Genomic DNA, 19,951 nt, shown 5'->3' on the forward strand with positions numbered 1-19,951 from the left:
CGCGCGGTCGGACTGCGCGTCAGCGAAGACCCGAGCAAAACCGAATGGGCGCAAGCCGCCCATGGCGCCTATCTGCTGCGCACCAACTGCACCGAAGAAGATCCCGGCAAGCTTTGGCGTTGGTATATCCAACTGACGGAAGTCGAAGACGCCTTTCGGACCAGCAAGAGCGACTTGGGACTGCGCCCAGTCTTTCATCAAAAAGAAGATCGGGGTGCAGGCCCACATCCTGGTCTGCTTCCTGGCGCTGGTCATGTGGCGCACCTTGGAACTCTGGCTCAAAGCCAAGGCCATGGGAGACACCGCTCGGCAAGTGGTGCAGGAACTCGGCACCATTCATTCCATGGACCTCTTGTTCAACGTCCGTGACCGCGGCGAAACCCGGCTGCGCCTAGTCAGCAAACCCGAACCGCTGGCCGCCGATCTGCTGGCTCACTTGGGCCTGAAACTGCCCACGCGTCCGAAAATCATCGAAAATGTAGTGGAGAAAAACCGCCTTTAATCAACGTAAGCCCTTCAAAATCAACCCAACTAACTTCGTAACTGTCGAACTTGGGTTAGTTGCGGCGGCCGCTTACACCGTCCTTTCACCGAACTCCTGGCTCAATCGTCCCTCGGCCATTGCCTGTGCTCTCGCTTGGGGACGGCTGGCCCCGTTTCCCGGCTCCGCGAAACATTTGGACATCACGACCAGCGGCGGTCCTTTCACTCGCGCCTTTCGAGTCACCTTCACCGCTCCGCCGGCTGACATCGAGCGGTGGTTGCAACAATCGCCCGGCACTCTCGACGTCCACGCGACCTCTCCGTCCACGGGAATCCGTCACTTTCAGATCGAGCCCGGTGAAGGCGCGGAGTGGGCGGAAGTCACGGTGGATGATACCAAGCACCGGGTGGACATTTACGTCTATTGGAGTTAGTCGAGGACCGCGCGGCATTACCCACAGCTTTGGTCAGTAGAGACAGCGGTGAATTCGACTGCGGCTCACTGGGAGGGGCGACTTTCCAGTCGCCCTGCGTCGCGGAGCGACGCCCCAAAGATGGCGCTCCGCGCGTAAGTCTCGGTCGGCGACTGGAAAGTCGCCGATCCCAAGGCGCTATTCGTATCGACGTCCAAACGCCGAGCAAAGATGTGGGTTAATGCTTAGGGAGCACCGCCGCACTAGAGAACGCAAGCGCCCGTGGCTCGTCCTTTCGAATTCGTAAACACTGCTTAATGCTCTCACGTCACCAATCAAACGACACCCCGCCGCAAAACCCACGGCGGCCGCCGAATTGTGGGGCATAGCGACCCGTCTTCCCGGAGCAGCGGGTGTTCATCTGCAGCGCTGCCCCGCCATCGCGATTACAGCAGCGGCGCCAGCGGCCGCAACAGGCTCTCCTTCAACCGCTGCGACCACGGGCGCACGAGAAACTCCTCGAGCACGATGGGCCGTGAATCGAGATCGAAATCATGCGCGAGGACCGCCTCGAGTTCCGCGGCGCGCTCGGGGTCACGCACGGCGACGTTCAGCTCGAAATTCAAGCGCATGGAACGGATGTCGAAATTCGCCGAGCCGACCATGAGCCATTTGTCATCGATCAGCGTCACTTTCGCGTGGTTGATGCCCTTATCGTATTCGTAGATCTTCACGCCGAAGCGGAGCAGTTCCTCGTAGTAAGAGCGGCCGACGTTGACGAGCAAGGGGTGGTCCGACTTCTCCGAGACGAGGAGGCGCACATCGACGCCGCGCGCGGCGGCCAGTTCCAGTGCGGTGAGCAGGGGCTCCTTCGGCACGAAATATCCGGCAGTGAGCCACACCCGGTGTCGCGCGGAGTTGAGCAGGTAGACCATCGACATCTGGATGGGGTCGTCCGGGGAGTCGGGCCCGTCGGGCATCGATTGCACGAGGTATTTCTGCGGCACGACCGGCTGGGGATAGTAGTGCTTTTCGAGCAGCTTCTCCTCGGTGACGAAAAACCAGTCGTCGGCAAAAGTCATCTGCAAGCGTTTGGCCACGCCGCCGGTGAGCTCGATCTGCACGTCCCGCCACGGGCCGACCTCCGGATCTTCGCCGGCGTATTCGCGGGCCATATTCATGCCGCCGACGAAAGCGATGCGGCCGTCGATGATCTGCAGCTTGCGATGGTTGCGGAGGTGGAAGGTCCAGCGATTGCGCAAAGGATGCGCGGTGCGGAACCAGGCAAACTTCCCGCCCGCTTCGCAGAGCGGATCGAAAAAAGAGCGGCGCAGGCCGAAGCTGCCGATTTGATCGACGAGCACGCGGACCTCCACGCCGCGCTTCGCGGCGGCGATGAGATGTTCGCGGAGCTCACGGCCGCGAGCGTCATCGCGCCAGATGAAGAACTCGATGTGCACATGCTCGCGCGCTTCGTCAATCCGCTGACCGAGCGCGGAGAAGAATTGCGCTCCGCCGACCAGGAGGCGCGTGGACTGGACGGAGGAAACGGCGAGCTCGTTGATGTTGTTGAGCAGTTCAACCGCAGCGCGCTCCGGATCGGGCAACTCGTCGAGCAACGTGCGGGTGAAAGCGGTCACACGCCGTTCGGAGCGGGCACCCGAGGCGGCCATCTCACGGCGGGCGCGCAGCTTCTTGCGCTCTATGCGTTCGGTGCCGAAGACGAAATAGAAAAGCGTTCCGACGTAGGGAAAAAGAATGACCGCCCAAATCCAGGCGAGCGTCGAGACGGGCGGCTTGTTGCGCAGGAGAATGTGCGGGATCGCTCCCAAGGTAAGGAGATAGCCAAACCAGGCGATGGACCAATGAAACGACACGCGTTTAAAAGGCGCGGAAATCGCGCGTTCGGCAAGTCTCGACGCCACGCGAAATCGAGACGACTGCCATTACGCTACGAAGAAAAAAGCACGCCCCCGTGGTGCGCTGCCACGGGGGCGTGGGTTACCGAAACCAAATGAGGTCCGAGGTTAGCCGACGGTGATCTTGCGCGGCTTGACAGCTTCCGCCTTCGGCAGATGGAGCGTCAGGACGCCTTGATCGATCTTCGCGGTGATCTTCGTGGTGTCGATCGAGGGATCGAGTTCGAAGGCCCGGCGGTAATCGAAGGCACGGGATTCGCGATAGACTTCGCGGCCGCGGTTCTCGGCCACCGCGCGGCGGCCGACGATGGTGAGTTCGCCGTTTTCCACGATAACCTCGAGGCCGTCCTTATTCACGCCGGGCATCTCGGCTTCGAGGACGTAGCCGTCCTTCGACTCGAGGATGTTGGCCAGCGGGGTGACATAGTTGACCCGGTTCGCGCCATTCTGGGCGACGTCGGTGGAGGAAGTGGGTTTGTTCAAAGTGGCGTTCATAGATTTTCTGAAAGGTGAATTGGTTTGAGGTTTTGCAACTTGCTCCGGCGGGCCATGGCGAACCCACCGGAGGCTGGAAGTGAGCGTTGGTTGATCAGGCGACGTTGACCGCGATCTGCTTCGGCTTGGCTTCCTCGGCTTTCGGCAGGTCGACCGTGAGGATTCCGTCCTTGTAGGAGGCGCTGACCTTGGTGCTGTCCACCGTGGCGGGGAGGGTCACGCTGCGGTGGAACTTGCCGAAGTAGCGTTCGCTGCGGAAGGACTCGCCCTCTTTCGACTCGTGCTCCTGCTTGCGTTCGCCCGAGACAGTGAGGACGCCCTTGTCGAGAGAGATGTTGATCTCGTCCTTGTTCAGACCTGGCAACTCGACTTTGACGACCAGGTTGTCCTTGTCATCGAAGACATCCAGCGCCGGGGACCAGCCGCTGAACAGGCCGCTATCGCGGCTCGGCCACGAGAAGTCGAACAAACGGTTCACTTCGTCGCGCAGGGAAGCCAGACGATCGGACGAGGACCAGTTGGGTACTTGCGGGAATTGGTAACGGATAATGCTCATAGGTTGGAATTGGTGAAGTTGGTTTTTGGTTTCTTCAGTTTCCTTGTCGAGCTTGGACAGTGCCACCGCTTTTCCTGCCGCAATTTTTATCCATAAATCGCTACAGATGTGGGATTTGTACCACGATTTCGAAACGCAATCCGCTCGCCGAAAAGAGTCATATTGACTCAGCAACGGCCGTGAGATAACGCACGCGACAGCGCCGATTTGGCGCTACTGGAGCATCTTCTCGATCTGTCCGTAGTACCCTTGGTAGAAGCTGACAATCTTCCACCCCATATACAGCACAACACCGATGTAAATCAGCCTCGGCAGCCACTCGGTGAATGCGGCCAGGGCCACGAGCGCCCGGTCCCGGAACTCCATGCTGAGCCGCTGCAACTCGTCGTCGAGCGAGCCAGTTTCTTCGCCGACGATCAACGCCTGCGCCATATCGCTCGGGAATGCGCCACTGGCCGCCAGCAACGGACCCACTTGGGAACCGCCGCGAATATTCGGCACCGCCGAATCCACTGCCGAGCGCACCAGTCCACTGCGACTGGAGCGACCGGCCGTGATCACGGAATCGATGACATTGATCCCCGCGTCGAGTTGCAAACCGTAGACGGTGCAGAAGCGCGAGAGAGCAAACGAACGGCGAATCTGCCCGAGAATCGGAAATAGGATCAGGAGCCGATCGATGCCCGCGCTGACGGCGCCCGCATCGCGCAGCAGCGGCGCCGCGAACGCGATGACGGCGACACAGGCGTAGACGAACAGGAAAGCCGTGCCCACCTGGCGGCCATAGGCGGCGGCACTCTGGGTGAAAAGCGTCGGCGCGTTCAGCAGCAGAATACCGAAGTGCAGCATGAATACGGGATAAGCGCAGCGCATCACAAAGTCCCGCCGGGCTTTATCGAGCGCCGCGAAGTATTCGGAGAGATCGCGCAATCCGCGATCGAGTTGCCCGCTTTTCTCGACGGCGCTGACCACGGCGCTCTCCAGCGAAGAGACGACCGATGGCATCGCGGTGAAGGCCTCGCCGACCGTGTGGCCCGAGGCCAGGGATTTGCGCGCCGCTTCGATCAGCCGGCGGGTATCGCCCCGGGCGCCCGGCGCGAGTTTATTCAGCGCGGCGGGGAAGGGGATGCCCTGGCGGACGAGTTGCGCCAGGCTATGGTAGAGGCGCTGCTTCTCCCGGAGGCTGAGTGACACGGCGTGAAGTTCCGGGTTCAAAGGCGGTTGCGCAAGGTTTATTAACGAGGAGATGCAAGACGAAGAATTCATGCGAGCGGCTCTGGCCGAAGCACGCCGGGGACTGGGCCAGACCAGCCCCAATCCGGCGGTGGGCGCAGTCATTGTGCGCGCAGGGAAGATCATCGCGCGTGGGTATCATCACCGCGCCGGATTGCCGCATGCGGAGATCGAAGCCTTGCGCGCTTTGCCGAAGCCGGCGCTGGCCAGGGGCGCGACGATCTACGTCACGCTGGAACCATGCTCGACGCATGGACGCACGCCACCGTGTGTGGAAGCGATCATCGCCGCTGGCTTCCGGCGCGTGGTGATTGGGACGATCGATCCGAATCCCTCCCACGCCGGGCGTGGAGTGAAGCTGCTCCGCGACACGGGGATTGCTGTCACCACCGATGTGCTGGAAGCGGAATGCCGCGCGCTGAACGCGGCGTTCAATCACTGGATCGTGACGAAGATGCCATTGGTCATCGCCAAAGCCGGGATGTCCCTTGATGGGCGGATCACGCGCCCGCCGGGAGAAGGCCAGTGGCTCACGAATGCCGTCGCGCGGAAGGATGCGCATCGGTTGCGCTCGCAGGTCGATGCGATCCTCATCGGCGCTGAGACATTGCGACAGGATAATCCCCGGCTCACCGTGCGCGGCGTGCGCGGAGCGAGACAGCCCTGGCGGATCGTTATTACCCGCAGTGGGAAATTACCGAAGGAGGCGCACCTCTTTACGGACGAACATCGCGAGCGGACGCTGGTCTATCGCGAAAAATCATTGCGCACCGTTTTGCGCGACCTTGGCAAACGGCAGATCACCAGCGTGATGATCGAGGGCGGTGGCGGAGTGCTCGGCGAAGCCTTCGACCGGCGGCTCGTGCAGCGCGCGCACTTTTATCTCGCTCCTTTGCTCTGCGGTGGACCCGCAGTGGTCGTGAAAGGACTCGGCGTCGGGTCGAATGCGGAAGCCGCCACGATTCGCAACGCCACTTACACGCGCCTGGGTGACAACCTTTGTCTTACCGGCGAAGTGGAATATCCGGCCCCTGTTCCCGCGGCGTAAAGCGGTCCGTTGTCGCCGCCGACGGAGAGAACAGAGGACGGGAAAAAACGCGGGGTAATTTCTTGCGCTTTTCCGGCGCATGGGTGACAAACCCGCCCCCGAAAAATTCGACCGCCATTTGCCTATGAAAATCAAAGGACTGAACGAGGCCCAACTTCTCGCGCTGCTGCAAAAAGTGCTCCCCAAGGCGACGAACGATCCGCACCTGGCGACGGCGATTTACAATGAGGTGGCGAAGGAGGTTCAGTTGATGAAGAACATCGAGTCCTTCGAAAAATTCTGCGAGAAAGGCGCGATCCCGGATCTCGAGCCTCAGACCGTCACTGGCCTGCAGAACGAGCTTACCGCGCACTTCGGCGAGGAGAATGTGGCCATCACGCCCGATGAGGAGACGAAGCAGGTGGCAGTGGAAATCGTCCTGCCGGATCGCACCATCAGCAGCAAGGTGAAGGTCGATCCCTCCGTGAAGGAGGAAGAGGTGAAGGCGCCGTTTGTGCCGTTTCCCGTGGCGCTGCCGGAAGATCCGGAATTGGTCTGGCTGCTGGGACGGCGTGAGAATCTCGGACCCGATGAGGCCGCGCTCTCGCTGGCCAAGATCGAGGAAGAGTTTTGGGAGACGAAAAAGGGTGTCGAGCTCCAGCGGGATCGCGTGGAAAAAAGCTTCGCCGAGTTCATCACTCACGTGCCGGCGAGCGCGTTGACCGATAGCGGATTGCGGCGGCATTACAAGGAGCCTGAGGCGCTGCGGACATTGCGGTTGCTGAAGATCGGGAAGGGTCCGGAGCTGGCTGAAGCGAAGGCGTAGGTGGTGTTTGCGAATTATTGCTGGCCTACGCGACAGCGTTTCAAAAAAACGACGTCATCCTGAGCGAAGCGGGGAATCATGGGCGGAGTCGAAGGACCTCTGACTTCTGTGGGTTTTCGCGCGGAGCTTCCACGCGCTTGGGCAGGACTGCGCGCCATTTTCCACCGCCTTCGCCCCCGGACACTGCGCTCAAGGATGACGGCGCCCAAAAATCCCTGTCATCTTGAACGAAGAGAGGGGGTGGCGACCGAGCGCAGGCGAACGACCTCCCATATCGTTGTTCTTCATCCGCATGGCTGTCGAACGCGCTTTCTTGTCCGGAGATCGTCATGGCTCCGCGCGAAAACCCACGGAAATTGGAGGTCCTTCGACTCCGCCCATGATTCCCCGCTTCGCTCAGGATGACCCGTGTTTTTTTGGAAACGCTGTCGCGCGTGGCGTGGCGTTGCTCTGCTTTTGACCGCCCTCATCACCGCGGGGGAATGCCCGGGCGCTGCTTGGGCTGCGTGATGTGGGGTTCGCGCAGGTAGATGGGTTCGAGGTTTTCCGTGGCGATGATGCCGCGGTTGGCTGCGGCGAGACGGGCCAGCAGAGCGGCGGAGGGCAGGGCGATTTGCGCGGCGGGAAACGGGAGGACGGCTTCCGTGGCGAAGATGGGGAGCGCGGCGCAGGATCCAAGACGTTGTTTCAATTCCTCCTCAGTGGCGAGGAGCGGACCTTCCACGCACACGCCGTTTTCGATGCGGGAGAAGTAGAAGGAGTCACGGCGCGCGTCGCCGATGACGATATAGGTCGGTGCGTCGGTTTCGAGCGCGGCGACGGAGGGGATGCCGGCCAATTTTGCGTCGAGCGCGAGGCGGAGGCCAAGGGCGGCCGCGATGGCGATGCGCACGCCGGCGTAGGAACCGGGGCCAAGGCCGATGGCGATCTGGTCAACACGATCGGTTTGCGCGCGCACCTTTTCGAGGGCGACGAAGAGTGAAGCGCTGTGGCTGCGGTCGCCGATGAAATGCTCGTCGAAGAGCAGAGCATCATCGGCGAGCAGCGCGACGCTGCCGTGCGGAGTGGAGGTGTCGATGGCGAGCGTGATCATGCGGATTCCTCGATGACGCGGGCCCCGTCGGCGCGGTGGGTGAAGCGGAGCCACTGGGTGTGTGCGGGGAGCAGGCCGGGGAATTTGTCGCCCCATTCGATGACACACACGCCGTCACCGTTGAGATATTCGTCGAGGCCGATCTTGAGCGCCTCGTCTTCGTCCTCCAGGCGGTAGAAATCGAAATGATAGAGCGGGAGACGGCCGCCGAGGTATTCGTGGATGAGGGTGAAGGTGGGGCTGGTGACGCCGGCGGTGGCGCCGAGTGCGGCGACGAGGCCTTTCACGAAATGGGTTTTGCCAGCGCCGAGATCGCCACACAGGGCGAGGACGTCACCGCGCCGGAGGGCGGCGGCGTGGGCACGGCCGTGGGCGATGGTTTCGTCAGCGCTCTGCGAAATGATCGTACCCATGGGAATACGGAGTGCGGATTGCGGAATGCGGAATGAGACGGCCGATTTGCGTGAGCGGCAGACGGGGAAAGCGCTTTTTCCAAGCTGCTTCGAGGGCGGTTGCGGAACGCGCGGGCAACGCGAAGAGGAGTTCGAAGTCTTCGCCGTCGCTCATCGCTTGAGTGGGAGTGCAGCCGGTATTTAAAGGGAGGCACGCTTCGTCGATGGTGTAGCCGCATTGGCTGGCAGCGGCGAGGCGTGGGAGGTCGGCGGCGAGACCGTCGCTCAGGTCCATCATGGCGCGCGGTTTGAAATGAGAAACGAGCCAGCGGGCTTCCTCGATGCGGGGTTGGAAGTCGAGATGCTTGCCGGCCAGTGAGCCACCGAGACGGCCGGTGACGTAGAGGGAATCGCCGGGCCGTCCACCGGAACGCAGCACGCACTGCTGACGCTCGACCCAGCCGGTGAGCGCGATGTTGAGAAAGAGCGGGCCGGGAGAACGCGATGTTTCGCCACCGACGATGCCCACGTCATATTTCCGCGCCGCTTTGCGCAGGCCGGCGTAGAGGGCTTTCACGCGGTCGACGGGTGTCGCTGCCGGTGCGGCGAGGGTAATGAGGGCGTGCGCGGGTATTCCGCCCATCGCGGCGATATCGCTGATCGCACGGCAGAGGGCTTTCCAGCCGACGCGGCGGGCGTCTTCATCCGGCAGGAAATGGATCCCTTCGATGACGACATCCGTTTTCAAGAGCTGCCAGCGCGCATCACGCTTGCGTCCGATCACCGCGCAATCGTCTCCCGCGCCGACGAGCACTTCCGCGCCGTGCGGCAGGTCGCGCGTGAGGGCAGCGACGAGACGATCCTCGCCCCAATCGGCGAGCGTAGGAGAGGAGTTATGCCGGGAGCGAGGCATGCAATTCTAATGAGCGAATTGCACCTGCGCGTAGAGCACGAGCAGGCTGGTGAAATTGAAGAGCGCGTGCATGCAGATCGGCACGAGCAACGAGCCGGTGCGCTCGTAGGCGATATTCAGGCAGACCGCGAGGACGAAGAGACCGGCGAAGGCCGCGAGGCTGGTGTGAAAGGCCGCGAAAAGCAGGCAGGCAAAAAAGCCGGCGCTCCACGGGCCGACATAGCGTTTCCATACGCCGTAGAAAAATCCGCGAAATAGGAACTCTTCGCAAGCCGGCTGAATGAGCACGGCGGAGACGAGGATTTTGCTCATCGACGCGTAGTCGTGCTCCTTCGCCATTTTAGTGAAGAGATCGACCAGCGGCTGGGGCTCGAGTGCGCCGTGCGAAAGGAGCGCGGTAATGGCGTTGGCGACTGCGGCGAGGGGAAAGGCCGCAAGCAGCAGGCCGATCGCCCAGCCCAGCAACGCCAGGGGCCCTACCCGGTCGAGCCCGAAAGCGCGCCGGAGCTGGATGCCGCGGAAGGCCATGAAGCCTCCGATGCCGATGACGAACGCGATGAAGAGCAGCGAGTTCGGCAGCACGGCGCTGATATCCACCTTCGTCTCTTCGTGCGCGTGTCGCTGCACGGCGCCGAGCGCCATGAAGCCGAAGAACCCGGCGAAGACCAGGCTCATCAGCAACTCGGGCAGGTCGAATTGGTCGACGAGCACCTTCCCGCCTTCGCGAATGATCCGGATCAACTGCCGGCCGTAGATCGCCAGGCCGATGAGGACGAAAAATCCCGCGACGAGAAAGTCCGCAAGCGTTGGGGAAGCGGAAACCGGCAAGGGTTACGGCGCGTAAGAGCCCGGCAGGAAATAGAGCCGCCCGGCTTCGAGCTTCGGTCGGATGGTGTTGGCCAGATTCACCTCAACGCTGGTCTTTTCACTTTGGCCCAGCAGACGGAAAAGTTTCCCGAGCTTGAAGGGCGACTCGTAGCGAATGACCGTGGCGCCCCGTGCGTTGCCGAGTTCCATGGCCTTGGCGTAGGCGTCTTCCACTTCGCCAGTGGCGTTGATCAGCTTGGCGGCGAGGGCGTCCTTGCCGGAGATGACGCGGCCATCGGCGAGGCCGTGGCGAAGTTCGTCTTCGTTGAGCTTGCGCTCCTTGGCCACGATGCCGACGAACTTGCCGTAGGTGTCCATGACCATCTTCTGGATGTAATCGCGCTCTTCCTGGGTGAGATCGCGCGAACCGCTGAGCATGTCTTTGAACTGGCCGCTCTTGAAGGTGACGGTCTGCAGCCCGAGCTTGCCGAAAAGCTCCTTGTAGTTGAGCGATTGCATGATCACACCGATGGAGCCGGTGAGCGTGGTTTCATTCGCCATGAGCCAGGTGCCGGCGCAGGAGATGTAATAACCGCCCGAAGCCGCGAGCGAGCCCATGTAGACGACGACCGGTTTCTTCTTTCCGTAACCGCCCTCGCGCACCTTGCGCACGGCATCGTAAATGGAATCGGAGGCGGTGACCTCACCACCGGGGGAATCGACATAGAGCACCACGGCCTTCACTTTTTCGTCGGTGGCGGCCTGCTCGAGCTGAATTTTCAGGTCGTCGACCATCGATTCGCCGAGGGCACCCGGTTCGGAAGAGCTGATGACACCCCGCAGGTAAATGAGGGCGATTTTGGAGTCGGTCACCTTGCCATCCTTGGTCGGCTTGGCGTCCACGACGACGGATTCCTCAAAGCGCGGCGCCCTGGGCATGACGACGGTGCGCACGCTGTTGCCGCTGGCTACGATGAAGACGATGGCTAGGACCGTGAGGAAGCCGAGGCAAAGGCCGAAGCCCGCCAGCATCCAGAGACAGCCTGAATTTTTCTGCGTCATGGAGGGGGAACGTTGGCGGATGTGGGGACGTTAGACAAGAGGGAAGCGGGGGAGGGGAAGGTGGAACATCCAACATCCAACACCCAACATCGAACATCCAATTGCGCAGGCTACGTGCGCGAGCGGGCTTTTGGGTGGGACTAATTGGATGTTGGGTGTTCTGCCCTTCCGCCTTCACCCCTTCCCCGCTCGCAGATCTTGGAAAGCCCGGCCAAGGTATCGGAATAGCAGTGTCGGAGTCAGGGATTCCTCGGATTCGTCGCCTACCGTCACCGCGAGTTCGGCGGCGCGGCCACAGAGCCAGGCCCCCACCCGGGCGGCGTCGTAGAGGGAAAGACCCTGCCCGGCGAGCGCGGCGCAGACGCCAGTAAGGATATCGCCCATGCCACCGGTGGCCATGCCGGGCGAGCCGGTGGTGTTGTAAGAAAAGGGGTGGTCACGCTGGCCTATGAGGGTGCGGGAACCTTTCAACAGGAGGGTATGGGGCCAGCGGGTGGTGAAGGCTTCGACGGTCTCGCGGCGGCTGCGATCTTTGGACTTGGGATCGAGCCGGGCCATTTCCCCGGGATGCGGGGTGAGCAGGCGAGGGCCGGCGCAGCGATCCAAGAGATGGATGCTGTCGGAGAGGATATTGAGGGCGTCGGCGTCCACGACCATGGGCTGGGGGGCCTGTTCGATGATTTGGCGCACTTCGCTGGCGTGGCCGCTACCCAAGCCTGGACCGATGGCGAGGACGTCGGTCTTGGCTTCGAGCACTTCCAGATAGGATTGCACCGGTTTTACCATCACCTCGGGGCCGATGGCGGAGACGACGATGAGATAGATGTTTTCGGTGGCGAAGAGGGTGATGAGCCCGGCCCCGGCACGGACACAGGCCTCGGCGGACATGATGGCCGCACCGACGAAACCACGGGAACCGGCGACGATTCCGACCCGCCCGCACTGGCCTTTGTGCATGTCGAAATTGCGCCGGGGGAGCGTGGATTGGAGCTCTTCGGCGGTGGCCACGCCGTCAGGATTCCCGCCGGAGGCGCGCTTGCTGAGTTCTTCCAGTGGCAATACGGCCAGTCGGCCAACGAAGCGAGCGGCGGCATCGGCCAGTAACGGCTGCTTGGCGAAGGAAATAGTCAGCGTGTAGTCGGCGATCACGGTGTCCGGATCGGCGGCGCCGGTTTCGCTATCGAGGCCGGTGGGCAGATCGATGGCGAAGACCCGGGCGTTGCTGGTGGCGCGGAGGCGATTGATCTCGCGGGTGGCGTCGAGAATGGGCGGGCGCAACGCTCCGCCGGCGCCGATCCCGAGCAGGCCGTCCAGGATGATCACCGGCTGTGGTCCCGGCCTCGACAGGATGCAATGGCGGCCGTCTGGTCCGGTGGCGATGTCGCGCACGACCTCCCAATTCTGGCGGGTCAAAGGCGCCCATTTGTCTTCTGGGAAGGCAGGCTTCCACTCGAGCGTCCAGCCCGCTTCCGCAAGGTGCCGGGCGGCGACCAAGGCATCGCCTCCATTGTGGCCTTTGCCGAAGACGACGATGCACTTGCCAGGAAAGGGGTAAAACTGGCGCACCGTTTCGGCGATCTTCCGGCCGGCTTCCTCCATCAGGGCCTCGGCGGTGATACCATCGGCAAAGGCGCGTTCCTCCAGCGCTTTCATTTCACGCGAAGTCAGGATCATAGCGATGCTCCAGTGGTTTCAGAGATGTGGTGTCGGCAGTAAAGACGCGGCAGGAGGTCTCTGGGGAGCGCACTCGTCCCGAGTGCTGGTTTCGGCGTCTCGCCGAAACGAACTTCTTCTGCGCCCTCACAGATATTGTCCGTTGCCTTGGAGAAGGAGGTGGGAAAAAGTCCGCGAAGGCGAGACGCCTTCGCCAGCACTCGAGACCGAAGAGGCGGAGGGGAATAGTGGGGGTAGGTTGAAGGGTGAGCGTGCGCTCCCCGGAGCTCCTGCGACTTCGCTGGATTGGAATGGCTTGGGCTCATTTCCAATCTAATTCGCAGACCTGCCTTGGACTGCGGGTCACTGATAGCGATCCATGATCCCGCGTGCGATGGCATCGGCGATCTTTTGCCGGTAGGCAGCCGAGTTGCCGACCTTGTCCGCGTCTTGGGGGTTACTCAGAAATCCCGGCTCGACGAGGATCGAGGGGATGATCGTGCGGCGAATGACGAAAAACCCGCGTCGGCGAACGTGCCGGTCTTCCAAGCCAGTCGCCGCGAGCAGTCGCCGATGCACGGCTGCGGCGAGCGAGGCGCTCTGCGACGAGTAGTAATAGGTCTCCACGCCGTCCGCCGCGATGCGCGGTGCGCCATTGAAATGGACGCTGACAAAGATGGCGTTGCTCTGGGCATTGGCGATGTCGCAGCGCTGGCGGAGGCCGACGAAGTAATCGCCATCGCGCGTGAGGATGACGTGAAACCCATGCGCGCGCAAAGTGGCCGCGAGCCGCAGGCCAACGTCGAGGGTATAAGGTTTCTCGGGTACCCGCTGACCGGGAGCGCCACCACGATCGATGCCTCCATGGCCCGGATCGATAACGACGGTGAGCGCTCGCGCCGGGGAGACAGCGAGGAAGACCACAGTGAAAACCAAGGTAAGTAGGAAACCGGGGTATTTCATGGCAAACCGCGCCAAAGAGTTTGGAAAACCGGTGCGCTTGGCGAGAGGAAAATCGCTACAGGAATTGATGGGCACGGCGAAAGTTTGAGAGATGGGGTAGTGGGAAGGACGGGTTGCGGGAGGCTTTGGAGCGTCGCAGGGCGGTTGGCGTTCGTTTTTTCCGAACAGAATTTCAATCGCCGGTGGCATTCACGGGCATGCTCGTTAACATCTGGTGGCCGTGGCCCTCCATTGATTCTGCGGCCGCCGATTTTCCCGCCATGCCAGTATCTCCACTCTCCACTCGCTCCCTCTTTGCCACGGCCTTGATCGCTTTGACGCTCCCGCTCTCGGCGCAAAAAATGGCCACGCGGACCGGCGAGGCGCCCGGGCCGTGGATTCTCGGTACGATCGGGGTGGGCAAGGGCGTGGACGCCAAAACACCGAAGGCGACGGCGCTCAAGGGAATCGCAATCAAGATCGGTGACCAAGGGGAAGCGGCGATCGCTTATGATCTCGACCTTTGTCGCGTGGTGGGGGTGTGGACGGGCAAGTTTACCACGCCGATGAACCTGATGTCGCGGGGCGATTACCCGACGGCCTTGGGGGACGTGTCTTTCACGACCGGCGAAGGCCCGGGGTTCATCGCTGGGAAAGCGCCGCAGGTGTGGAAGGATGCGCGGCCGGAGCCGTTCGGGCCGTTGCCGCCGGGGCAGGCGCGTTTCAAGGGGTTCTTCGTGAACGGCCGCAAAACCATCCTGAAATGGAACATCGGTGGGATCGACGTATTGGAGATGCCGGGCTACGATGAGGTGATGAATGGCGGCGCCTACTTCACGCGCACTTTTTATGTGCCGCCGACGAAACAGCCGATGCAGATCCTCGTGGCGGGGAATCCGCAGGCGGACAATCCGTTCGACGTGCCGACGCACAAGCGCACCGAGGGGGCGGTCGAAGGGCTGGAAGACAAGGAGCGCGTGATGCAATCGACGCCGTGGGTGCATGGCGATCATGGCGAAGTGATGATCTGGGCGGCCGGCGATCCCGATGGCTCGATGTGGCGGAAGCTCAACGGTCAGCTCGCGCTCGAAGTGGCGCCGCATGCCAGGCCGGCCACCTTCCAGGTCGCCTACTGGACGGCGCCGGCGCGCGACCCCGATGGCCGTGGCGCGCCGCTCTTTTTCCACGAGCCGGACATCAACCTGCCCGCGTTGCTCAAAGGCGGCCCGGCGCATTGGCCGGAGCCGGTGGTCACCGAGGGCGATACTGCGACGGCGAAGGCGGATTCGGCTTATGTGGTGGATACGATCAAGGTGCCGGAGCCGAATCCATGGAACGCGCCGATGTTCATCGGGGGATTCGATTTCTTCCCGGATGGCCGCGCGGCGGTGTGCACCTTTCACGGCGATGTGTTCATCGTCTCGGGAATCGACGACACGCTGGGGCACGTGACGTGGAAGCGTTTCGCCAGCGGGCTGTACCATGCCCTGGGATTGAAGATCGTGAACGGCGATATCTATGTGACGTGCCGCGATGGGCTGTGGCACTTGCGCGACCTCAATGGTGACGGCGAGGCCGACTCCTATGAGGCGTTCAACTTCGACGTGAAGGTGACGAAGAGCTTCCACGAATTTGTCTTCGATCTGCAGACGGATCCGCAGGGGAATTTCTATTTCGCCAAAGCCGGCCCCGTGAAAAATGGCGGGCGCGGCTTCGATGAGGTCATGGCGCATCACGGGTCGCTCATGCGCGTGTCGCCGGATGGTTCGAAGCTCGATGTGGTGGCGACGGGATTCCGTGCGCCCAATGGAATCGGGTGCGGTCCGCACGGCGAACTGACGACGGGCGACAACGAAGGCACGTGGACGCCGGTCTGCCGGTTGAATTGGATCAAGCCGGGCGGCTTCTATGGGGTGGTGCCGCTGGCGCATCGCGACCCGCTGCCGACGGACTATGACCGGCCGCTTTGCTGGATGCCGAAGCGCGTGGACAACTCGAGCGGCGGCCAGGTGTGGGTCCCGGATGACAACCGCTGGGGTCCGTGGCGCGGGCAACTGCTGCACACCAGCTACGGGACGTGCTCGCTTTTCGGTGTGCTGCGCGAGGAGGTCTCCGGCGCGAATGTGCCCTCGGCGATCAGTCCGCGACCGGCGACGGTGATGCAAGGCGGCGTGGTGCGTTTCCCGGTGAATTTCCAGAGCGGCATCATGCGCGCGCGGTTCAATCCGAAGGATGGGCAGCTTTATGTCGCCGGCCTGCGGGGCTGGCAGACGACGGCGGTGAAGAACGGGTGTTTTCAGCGGGTGCGCTACCAATCCGCGGCACCCGTGCGGATGCCCATCGGGCTGCACGCGACGAAGCGCGGTGTGCGATTGGATTTCGCCTGCGAACTCGACGCCGCCAGCGCGGCCGACGTGCAGAACTGGGGCGTGGAGGTGTGGAATTACATCTGGTCGAGCGCCTACGGCTCACCGGAGATTTCGACGATGGGCGCCGCAGTCACACCTACGGAACAGGGCAAGGACGGCGCGATGCAGTACACCAATCAGCAAATGGCGCAGAAGAAACACGACACGCTGACCGTGAAGAGCGCGACCGTTTCCGCGGACAAGAAATCCGTCTTCCTGGAGATCCCCGAGATCAAGCCGGTGATGCAGATGGCGATCAAGTTTGGCATCCGCTCAGCGGATGGCGGGGAGATCCGCAGCGAGGTGATCAACACGATCCACGCGCTGGCGGAGAAATAGACGGCGTAGCGGGGTTCTTAATCTTACTCTTAATCCTAATCTTAATCTCGGCCTTGCCGGAGAGAGTAAGATTACGATTAGGATTAAGATTAAGAAGGAGAAGTGGCCTCCGGCCCAGGCTAGACGATCTCCGAGATCGGCCCGAGGCTGTCGACGAACTTCTCGGTGTGGATGTCCATCTTCTGGAGCATGGTGAGCATCAGGTTGCTCAGGCGGGCCTTGCCGTCTTTCGGCTTGCCGGAGATTTCGCGCCACTCGTCGTAGCCCAGGGTATACGTGCCGTTCTTGAGGAAGGGCTTGTTGTAATCGATGTGCTGGCCGTGCTTGAGGCCGAGACCGCGCCCGCCGGCGAGGAGGATGGGCAGGTTCGCATTGCAGTGGCTGTGGCCGTAGCTCATACCGCTGCCGAAGAGGATCATCGTGCGATCGAGGAGCGGCTCATCGCCGTCCTTCACCGCGGCGAGCTCGTCGAGGAAATGCGCGAACTGTTCCATGATGAACGCGTCGCTCTTGGCCAGGCGATCGAGCACCACGGGGTCGCCGTTGTGATGCGAGAGGCCGTGGCGGGCCTGGGTGATGCCGATTTCCGGAATGGCGAGGCCATTGCCTTCGCTGCCGTTCATGTAAGTGACCACGCGGGTCATGTCCGTGCGCAGCGCGAGGACGATGAGGTCGAACATCGTTCGCCAGTATTCGCCGGCCTTGGATTTCGGGACGTCGCGCTGGAAAGGCGCGGCGAGATTCTTGTCCACCGTGGGCTTGGGAATATCGAGCCAGGCGTCGAGGCGCTCGGTGCGCTGCTCCACGTCGCGGACGGAGTGGAGATACTCGTCGAGCTTGCCGCGGTCGTCGTCACCCAGCTGGCGGCGCAGGGAATTTGCATCCTCCAGCACGGCGTCGAGCACGCTGCGGCGTTTGCCGAGGCGGGCGCGTTGCGCGGCGAGGCCGCCCTGTTCTTCACCGAAGAGGCGATTGAAAACGAGGCGCGGATTGTCTTCCGCTGGCAGCGGCACGCCATCGCGCGAAAAGGCGAGCGTAGTGGAATTGAGCGGCCGGCCGGTGCCCGAGGAAATGGAAAGCTCGAGCGAAGGAAAGCGGGTCTGCTTTTCCGTGACCCCAGCCATGATCTGGTCGACGGAAATGGTGTTTTCGTATTTGCGGGCGCTCTGGGCGTCGATCTTCGCGCCGGTAAGCCAGGTATCGGCGCAAACGTGGGCCTGGCCGATGCCGTTCGGGTGATGCAGGCCGCTGAAAATGGTCATGTCCCCGCGATGCTTGGCCAGCGGGGCGAGGGATTGGGAAAGCTCGTAATCGCGGCCGGATTTCGCCACCTGCCAGGTCATCCCGTTTACGCCGTTGGGGATATAGACGAAAACACTGCGCCGCGGCTTATCGAGCGCCACAGCGGCGCCGGCCCGCGAAGGGATCATCGCATTGAGCAACGGAAGGGCGACGGTCGCGCCGAGACCGCGGAGGAAGTGACGGCGATTGAGGAGCCACTTTTGGGAAATGATGTTGCTCATGATCAGGATGTTGCGGGGTGAGAGGTGCGGATCGAGACGGATTTACGCCCCGGCTCTCTGTATTACCCCTTGGGAGAGGCAATCTTTGGCGTCGTCTGAAAAACTGCGTTTCGATTTAAATGATGGTTAACGCGAGTGCCTACGGCTGGGCGCTTTGGCCGACCGTATCCGTCGGACCGGTGAAACCGGGGCCTCCGGCGGCGACATAGCCATGGCTGGCACCGGTGGCTTCCGGACTGACCCAGAATGCGTAGAGGCTGGCGTCCTTGAGCAGGAAACGGATTCGCACCGGGCGTCCGCGCAGGGCTGAGAGGTCGTCGGCGCCTTTCCAGTGCACGGCCTGGAGGGTCTTGTCTGCGGTGAGCGGCTGGCAATTGTCGGCGGTGAAAGGTGCGATCGCTGCACCTTTTTCGTTGACGATTTCCGCGCGCACTTCGCCCTTGGCGGCCGCCGCGTTGACGAAAAGATGTGTGCCTTGAAAGGTGATCGGGCGCGTTAGCAATTCACCGTCTTGGGCATCCGCGTCCATCGAGGCGAAACCGTCCCGGCGCAGAAAGGCGACATGCGTGCTCCCACCGGCGTAGAAATGCTTCTGCCCATCCGGCGCCACACCGGAGAAAGCGCTGTAGTAGAAATAGAGGCGATCGCCGACGACCGTGCAAACGCTGCCGATCGGGCGGACATAGCCGCGATCCCAATCGCCCTCCCGTTTCGTCGCCGCGATGAAGGAAGTGCGATCCGGCCGCGCGAAATGAAACCCATCGCGGCTGTAGCCGAGCTCAATTTCCGTCAGTTTCGGAAATTTCCCCTTCTGGCATTCGCCATTCTCCGGTCCGTAGTGAATCGCGAAGGCGCCGAGCAGGATGCTTTCGTAAGCGATCGGGCTCAGGCAGTAGAGTTGGGTCGTTTTCTGCGTGGGGATTTGCGGATCGGCCGGATCGAGCTCATCCGCACCCGACCAAAAGACCGGATCGTCCGTCTTCATCGCCGCAAGTTGCGGGAAGGTATCCGTCTCGTAATAGAGCCGCGCGCGGCCGCGTTCGGGCACGTGCCGTCGCACACTCATCACCCACTTCTTGCGGAAGGGATTGTAGAAAATCGTCGTGTTGTCATCGACGTTGGCTTTGACCTGCGCGGTGTCCGTCCAGTGGATGCCATCGGGCGAAGTGTAGAGATAACTGGCCCCGTGCCGCTTCGCTTCACCCGGCACCGCGATGCGCGCGTAGATGAACGCCTTCCACCGCTCGGCAGGATTTGTCGCGGTCCAATCCAGCCACGGCGAAAAAGCATCGCGGTAAAAATCCGGCCGAAATGGTATCACGACATTCGTGCCTGCCTGCACGTCGAGCTTCGGCCGTGTCCAGTGCAGGCCATCTCGGCTCGTGGCAAGACAGGTGTTCCGCCAGAACCCGCCCATGTACCACATTTTGAAAAGGTGGTCGGTTGGATCGTAGAAGACCCCGTCATCGAACGGACACGCGGTGGCTGTCGGGTCATCGGCGGCGTGCGAATAAGCGCCGTGGATTTCCTCCGGTGTCTCCGGCTTGAGGATCGGATTGCCCTCGTACTTTTCCGCGTGATGAAACGTGCGGTGCAGCGTCGTCTTTTCGATGAGAAAATCGTCGACGAATAACTGCCGCCCCACATCGATCGGGATCACCGCCGGCGGCGCGTCGAGATAAGGCACCGGCGGCACCTCGCGCGAGGCCGCCTTCACGTCATCGCGCGGTGGCCAATCATGCGGCAGACGAATGCCATTGTAGAGCAACTCGCCGTCATTATCCGCGGCGCAGACGATCGCGCCCGACAAGGCGAGGAGGACGAGGGGGAGCAGTCGGTTCATAGGAAATGAGCCCTCAGAGACTGT

The 19,951-nt window shown here is 62.1% G+C and carries 19 protein-coding genes; 5 read left to right on the forward strand and 14 right to left on the reverse strand.

Translation table 11 applies throughout. From position 1 onward, the window contains the following. Window positions 1-198: hypothetical protein (locus CFE428DRAFT_RS39920; protein ID WP_237705521.1), on the reverse strand; the 198-nt coding region annotated here is incomplete at its 3' end. Window positions 199-214: 16 nt separating this feature from the next. On the opposite strand from CFE428DRAFT_RS39920, the gene CFE428DRAFT_RS37500 reads away from it, so the two are divergent. After that, window positions 215-502, forward strand: a complete 288-nt coding sequence (locus CFE428DRAFT_RS37500; protein ID WP_006981006.1) for a hypothetical protein — start codon at window positions 215-217, stop codon at window positions 500-502. Window positions 503-677: 175 nt separating this feature from the next. Further along, entirely contained in the window at window positions 678-917 is a 240-nt protein-coding gene (locus CFE428DRAFT_RS17775; protein ID WP_006981007.1) for a hypothetical protein, read from the forward strand. Between the two features lie 425 nt (window positions 918-1,342). Here the strand turns inward: CFE428DRAFT_RS17775 and cls are convergent, their stop codons facing one another. From cls to CFE428DRAFT_RS17795, 4 genes are all read right to left on the reverse strand, one after another. Further along, window positions 1,343-2,773, reverse strand: coding sequence for a cardiolipin synthase (gene cls, locus CFE428DRAFT_RS17780; RefSeq protein WP_006981008.1), 1,431 nt, complete (start codon window positions 2,771-2,773; stop codon window positions 1,343-1,345). Window positions 2,774-2,923: 150 nt separating this feature from the next. Continuing rightward, window positions 2,924-3,310 carry an Hsp20/alpha crystallin family protein gene (locus CFE428DRAFT_RS17785; protein ID WP_006981009.1) on the reverse strand — a complete coding sequence of 129 codons (387 nt, stop codon included), beginning with the start codon at window positions 3,308-3,310 and terminating at the stop codon, window positions 2,924-2,926. Between the two features lie 94 nt (window positions 3,311-3,404). Next, window positions 3,405-3,866: an Hsp20/alpha crystallin family protein gene (locus tag CFE428DRAFT_RS17790; RefSeq protein ID WP_042725288.1), complete on the reverse strand. Its 462-nt coding sequence runs from the start codon at window positions 3,864-3,866 to the stop codon at window positions 3,405-3,407. Between the two features lie 213 nt (window positions 3,867-4,079). Continuing rightward, entirely contained in the window at window positions 4,080-5,060 is a 981-nt protein-coding gene (locus tag CFE428DRAFT_RS17795; protein WP_006981011.1) for a type II secretion system F family protein, read from the reverse strand. A 52-nt stretch (window positions 5,061-5,112) separates the two neighbouring features. On the opposite strand from CFE428DRAFT_RS17795, the gene ribD reads away from it, so the two are divergent. Together ribD and CFE428DRAFT_RS17805 are read left to right on the forward strand one after the other, a co-directional pair. After that, window positions 5,113-6,147 carry a bifunctional diaminohydroxyphosphoribosylaminopyrimidine deaminase/5-amino-6-(5-phosphoribosylamino)uracil reductase RibD gene (gene ribD / locus CFE428DRAFT_RS17800; protein ID WP_006981012.1) on the forward strand — a complete coding sequence of 345 codons (1,035 nt, stop codon included), beginning with the start codon at window positions 5,113-5,115 and terminating at the stop codon, window positions 6,145-6,147. A 124-nt stretch (window positions 6,148-6,271) separates the two neighbouring features. Then, window positions 6,272-6,952 (forward strand): hypothetical protein, encoded by a 681-nt coding sequence (locus tag CFE428DRAFT_RS17805; protein WP_131989733.1) that lies wholly within the window; start codon window positions 6,272-6,274, stop codon window positions 6,950-6,952. Window positions 6,953-7,421: 469 nt separating this feature from the next. Here CFE428DRAFT_RS17805 and tsaB read toward each other — a convergent pair whose 3' ends face one another. From tsaB to CFE428DRAFT_RS17840, 7 genes are all read right to left on the reverse strand, one after another. Beyond that, window positions 7,422-8,045, reverse strand: coding sequence for a tRNA (adenosine(37)-N6)-threonylcarbamoyltransferase complex dimerization subunit type 1 TsaB (tsaB, locus tag CFE428DRAFT_RS17810; protein WP_006981014.1), 624 nt, complete (start codon window positions 8,043-8,045; stop codon window positions 7,422-7,424). Then, window positions 8,042-8,458: a tRNA (adenosine(37)-N6)-threonylcarbamoyltransferase complex ATPase subunit type 1 TsaE gene (gene tsaE / locus CFE428DRAFT_RS17815; protein ID WP_006981015.1), complete on the reverse strand. Its 417-nt coding sequence runs from the start codon at window positions 8,456-8,458 to the stop codon at window positions 8,042-8,044. The genes tsaB and tsaE overlap by 4 nt, the downstream gene beginning before the upstream one ends. Further along, window positions 8,430-9,350: a thiamine-phosphate kinase gene (locus CFE428DRAFT_RS17820; protein WP_006981016.1), complete on the reverse strand. Its 921-nt coding sequence runs from the start codon at window positions 9,348-9,350 to the stop codon at window positions 8,430-8,432. The genes tsaE and CFE428DRAFT_RS17820 overlap by 29 nt, the downstream gene beginning before the upstream one ends. A 6-nt stretch (window positions 9,351-9,356) precedes the next feature. Beyond that, window positions 9,357-10,178: a CPBP family intramembrane glutamic endopeptidase gene (locus tag CFE428DRAFT_RS17825; RefSeq protein ID WP_006981017.1), complete on the reverse strand. Its 822-nt coding sequence runs from the start codon at window positions 10,176-10,178 to the stop codon at window positions 9,357-9,359. 3 nt (window positions 10,179-10,181) lie between these two features. Beyond that, window positions 10,182-11,219: a signal peptide peptidase SppA gene (gene sppA, locus CFE428DRAFT_RS17830; RefSeq protein WP_006981018.1), complete on the reverse strand. Its 1,038-nt coding sequence runs from the start codon at window positions 11,217-11,219 to the stop codon at window positions 10,182-10,184. Window positions 11,220-11,393: 174 nt separating this feature from the next. Beyond that, window positions 11,394-12,893: a bifunctional ADP-dependent NAD(P)H-hydrate dehydratase/NAD(P)H-hydrate epimerase gene (locus tag CFE428DRAFT_RS17835; protein ID WP_006981019.1), complete on the reverse strand. Its 1,500-nt coding sequence runs from the start codon at window positions 12,891-12,893 to the stop codon at window positions 11,394-11,396. Between the two features lie 342 nt (window positions 12,894-13,235). After that, a complete protein-coding gene (locus tag CFE428DRAFT_RS17840) occupies window positions 13,236-13,835 on the reverse strand; it encodes an N-acetylmuramoyl-L-alanine amidase family protein (RefSeq protein WP_157447565.1) in 600 nt (199 codons plus the stop codon). Window positions 13,836-14,095: 260 nt separating this feature from the next. Here CFE428DRAFT_RS17840 and CFE428DRAFT_RS17845 point away from each other — a divergent pair, with 260 nt between their 5' ends. Next, complete coding sequence (locus CFE428DRAFT_RS17845) at window positions 14,096-16,561, forward strand: DUF6797 domain-containing protein (protein ID WP_131989732.1); 2,466 nt, start codon at window positions 14,096-14,098, stop codon at window positions 16,559-16,561. Between the two features lie 119 nt (window positions 16,562-16,680). On the opposite strand, the gene CFE428DRAFT_RS17850 is transcribed toward CFE428DRAFT_RS17845, so the two are convergent. Next, window positions 16,681-18,084 (reverse strand): DUF1552 domain-containing protein, encoded by a 1,404-nt coding sequence (locus CFE428DRAFT_RS17850; protein WP_006981022.1) that lies wholly within the window; start codon window positions 18,082-18,084, stop codon window positions 16,681-16,683. Between the two features lie 139 nt (window positions 18,085-18,223). Then, window positions 18,224-19,927 (reverse strand): glycoside hydrolase family 32 protein, encoded by a 1,704-nt coding sequence (locus CFE428DRAFT_RS17855; RefSeq protein ID WP_006981023.1) that lies wholly within the window; start codon window positions 19,925-19,927, stop codon window positions 18,224-18,226. Window positions 19,928-19,951 lie beyond the last annotated feature (24 nt).

It is taken from the genome of Chthoniobacter flavus Ellin428, assembly GCF_000173075.1.
Taxonomy (GTDB): Bacteria; Verrucomicrobiota; Verrucomicrobiia; order Chthoniobacterales; family Chthoniobacteraceae; genus Chthoniobacter; species Chthoniobacter flavus.